General features: G+C 41.9%; 4 protein-coding genes. 1 reads left to right on the forward strand and 3 read right to left on the reverse strand.

The genetic code is table 11. From position 1 onward, the window contains the following. Positions 1 to 333 precede the first annotated feature (333 nt). Positions 334 to 1,461 carry a class I SAM-dependent methyltransferase gene (locus IM479_RS20860; RefSeq protein WP_287685969.1) on the forward strand — a complete coding sequence of 376 codons (1,128 nt, stop codon included), beginning with the start codon at positions 334 to 336 and terminating at the stop codon, positions 1,459 to 1,461. Between the two features lie 47 nt (positions 1,462 to 1,508). On the opposite strand, the gene bchB is transcribed toward IM479_RS20860, so the two are convergent. From bchB to IM479_RS20875, 3 genes are all read right to left on the reverse strand, one after another. Beyond that, positions 1,509 to 3,035 (reverse strand): ferredoxin:protochlorophyllide reductase (ATP-dependent) subunit B, encoded by a 1,527-nt coding sequence (gene bchB / locus IM479_RS20865; protein ID WP_286824703.1) that lies wholly within the window; start codon positions 3,033 to 3,035, stop codon positions 1,509 to 1,511. A gap of 155 nt (positions 3,036 to 3,190) precedes the next feature. Further along, positions 3,191 to 3,787 (reverse strand): nucleotide-binding protein, encoded by a 597-nt coding sequence (locus IM479_RS20870; protein ID WP_158199866.1) that lies wholly within the window; start codon positions 3,785 to 3,787, stop codon positions 3,191 to 3,193. A 158-nt stretch (positions 3,788 to 3,945) separates the two neighbouring features. Beyond that, a partial coding sequence (locus tag IM479_RS20875) for a transposase (RefSeq protein WP_287683537.1) occupies positions 3,946 to 4,054 on the reverse strand: 109 nt, incomplete at its 5' end.

The raw sequence follows: 4,054 nt of genomic DNA on the forward strand, positions 1-4,054 counted from the left end.
CAACCCCCAACCCCCACCGAAAAACTTTTTCAGCAAACCCTAATTAGTTAGTTATACGGCTCTCTTGGATTTGGTGGGTAAAATGTATTCTAAGATACATTTCTCCTAGCGAGGGGGTGGAAGAAACCACACCAGACACAAAGGACACAAAGATCGATCGATCCTATGTAAGTTAAACTGATCACACAGAACCTAGAAGAGCCGTTATACTAAATCTGGTTATTAAAGACTGATTATTTATTCCCCTTATGTAGCCTATATTCAACGGATTTAGTATTAGTTATCTTTATCTTTATCTTTATCTTTATACCTGTTTACTGTTTACTGATTAAGATGAATTTAGAAGCAATCATCCTAGAGGAAATTAAACAATCAGCAGCGGGTCGAATTAGCTTCGAGCGCTGGATGGATTTAGCTCTCTATCACCCCGATTATGGCTATTACGCCTCTGGAAAAGTAGAAATTGGCTCAAAAGGAGATTTTTTTACTTCCTCGTCCCTAGGAGCAGATTTTGGTCAATTGTTGGCAGAGCAATTTGTCGAGATGGCGGCATTTTTAGGCAATTCGCCGGGATTTACCTTAGTGGAAGTGGGAGCAGGTTCGGGAATTTTAGCGAAAGATATCCTTGATTATTTAAGTGATAACTATGCTGATTTTTATCAAAATCTCAGTTATATAATTATCGAACAATCTCAGAAACTCAGGGAAAGACAACAGGCAACTTTAGCGGGATATTCCCCAGTATCTTGGCAAAGTTGGCCGAATTTGACCGATAATTCCCTTGTGGGTTGTGTGTTTAGTAATGAGTTAATCGATGCTTTTCCTGTCCATCGAGTTGTGATTGAGTCAGGGGAATTGCGAGAAATTTATCTGGAATTGGGGGAACCTTTTCAGGAGATTATCGCAGATTTATCCAGCGACAGCATCAAAGACTATTTTGATTTAGTGGGGATAAATATTCCTTCCCCACTTTATCCGGAGGGTTATCAAACCGAGGTAAACTTATTAGCTTTAGACTGGTTAGAAACGGTTAATCGGAAACTCGATCGAGGTTATATCTTAACCATAGATTATGGTTACACTGCCGAAAAATATTATCATCCCCAAAGAAGTCAAGGAACCCTACAATGTTATCGACAACATCAGCGTCATGATCATCCTTATTTGTGGGTGGGAGAACAAGATATTACCACGCATGTGGATTTTACCGCTTTACAACGTCAAGGGGAGAAATTAGGCTTAAAAAATCTCGGTTTTACTCAGCAAGGATTATTTTTAATGGCTTTGGGATTAGGGGATAGATTAAATCAACTTTCTCAAGGAAAAATCGATATATTAACTATATTTCAGCGTCGAGATGCCTTACATCAATTAATCAATCCCACCGGTTTAGGAGGATTTGGAGTGTTAATTCAGGGGAAAGGAGTAGAGGAAAGAATACTTCAGGGGTTAAGCAAATAAATAAAAAAATAGGGCTGAATGCTGTTAAATTTCAGCCCCAAGAATAATTAAGCTCCTACAGATTCTTTAGCGGCATACATTACCTCTAAAGTTATTTCACCAATACCTCGCTCCCGGGCGAATTTTTCGGTATTTCGTTTGACTTTCCCCCGCACAAAACCGGGGATTTTCTGTAATTCTGCCGTCGCTTCCTTATTCCAATTTAGGTCAGAATCTGCCGAGATACCTTTAGTAATTACCTCTTTTGTATCATGACCACCGAATATCTCTAATAGGTGATCTTCCATACCCAAAGTAAAGGAATTATAGACCAAATCGGCGATCTGATTAGTGCCTTCGTAACCTAAGAAAGGTTTATAACCGAGGGGGAAATTTTGGATATGAATAGGTGCGGCAATTACTCCACAGGGAATATCTAAACGTTTGCCCACATGACGTTCCATTTGAGTACCAAATATCGCCGCCGGTTCCAACCGAGCAATAGCATCTCCTATCGCCCCATTATCATCGCTAATTAACACTTCATCGCAATATTCACTCACTTGTTCCCGGAACCAATCGGCATCATACTTACAATAAGTCCCCGCTAAAACCACATGGATTCCCATCTCTCTGGCGAGAATTTTTGTCATAGCGGCTGCGTGGGTATTATCACCAAAAACCACCGCTTTTTTGCCCGTTAAATTCTGACAGTCAATGGAACGAGAAAACCAAGCAGCTTGGGAGATATGCAGAGTTTGTTCATTGATAAAATCTTCGTAATCTACTGCCGCACCTTGGGCATTAATTACCTCTTGAATTTTGCGAATACAGCGCGCTGTTTCCACCACTCCCATGGGGGTAATATCAACGTAAGGCATGGCGAATTCACTTTCGAGATATTTGGCTGTCATTAATCCCACTTCTCGATAGGGAACCAGATTAAACCAAGCGCGGGGCAGATTTTTTAAGTTTTCTACGGAGGCAGCTTCGGGGATAATGTCATTAACTTCAATGTCCAAATCTGCCATTAACCGCTTTAATTCTGTGCGATCATGTTGGTTATGGAAACCGAGGGTGGTAATGCCGATAATATTAACCGAAGGTTTAGGGGTTTTCTGCGAGATAATTTCCCCCTTTCTCTGGGCCTTATCGAGATAATATTTGATAATTTGATAGAGAGTTTTATCGGCCGCTTGTAGTTCATTATAGCGATAGTGGTTGACATCGGCCAGCAGCACATCCCCCTCGGCATCCTGTCGCGCTCTTTCGACAAAGTTTTGTAAATCCTCTTGGAGAATGCTGGAGGTACAGGTGGGAGTTAAAACGATTAAATCGGGACTTTCTTCGCGATCTTTGCGAACAATATTATCGACGACTTTTTCTTGGGAACCCCGGGCTAAAACATTACGATCGACAATACTAGTAGTGACGGGGGTAAAATTACGCTCCCTTTCCAACATCGAGCGCATGACGTTAAAATAATCGTCTCCCAGAGGAGCGTGCATGATAGCATGAACATTTTTAAAGGAACTGGCGATCCTTAAAGTGCCAATATGAGCGGGACCCGCATACATCCAATAGGCCAATTTCATAGAGGGTTCTCCTACAGTCAGACTTTTTTGATTGTCTCAGACTTTACCGATTTAGGAGTGAACGCTTAACGGAAGATTACAAAAAGTCCCCATGCAGATTAAGTATCTTTTTGGGGAAAAATGACACAAATATTAATATTAACTTTTTTAACAATTTATGTCATTAGGGCAAAAATTTCTTTACCGACCGCTTGGTAACAAAGCCAACCGAAATTGGACCGGGGGTCGGGATAATCTTTGACGATGACTGCTTTTTCGGCCGCTCGTTCAAAAGCAACTAAACGGGGAATTTCTCGCTTAAATAGGGGTAATTTTGCTTCTTCTAGAGCTTTCCGCGCTTCTCGTCCTGTTTTTGTCCGTGAATCCACTTGGGTTAAAAGAACTCGATAATTATCGGTCATCGTGGACAGCAATTCTACCGCTTTAATCGTGACATCGATATCGAGATGATTGGGAGTGGTGGGTAGGATTAATAAATCGCTGCCCTGAGCTAAATCTTTTAGCTCGTCTGGCTCTGGCCGGGCCTGGGTATCGACGATAATATGAGTGTATTGTTTCACCAGTCCCGTCGCTCCAGCTTGGGACGCTACCATAAAAGGAAGGGTGTCTTCCCGGGACCAATGGAGAGCCGAACGATTTTTATCCGCATCGATCAATAAGGTGGGCGCTTTTTCCTGAAAATAGGCGGCCAAATGAATCGATGTGGTGGTTTTCCCGACCCCTCCCTTCAGTGCTACGACGGAAATAATCATGAACGGCTCGATGGAATAAATGGGTATTTTCTAGTGTACTCCCAGACGGACTGAAAACCGTCTAAGTTTCCGTTCAGAAAGGCTATCAGTCAGGATTCTAGATTTTTGAGCGTGGCTGTCTCGACATTATCGAAAATTTGGGTTAAAACCCCGTCGTTTTACGACGGCTTTTCTTGATCTTTAATATAGCACTTAAGAACTTCCAGGGTTGCACCTCCTACAGAAGAAACAAAATAACTAGGAGACCAAAGAGCATCTTTCCCATAG

The organism is Microcystis sp. M165S2 (assembly GCF_020245885.1).
Lineage (GTDB): Bacteria > Cyanobacteriota > Cyanobacteriia > Cyanobacteriales > Microcystaceae > Microcystis.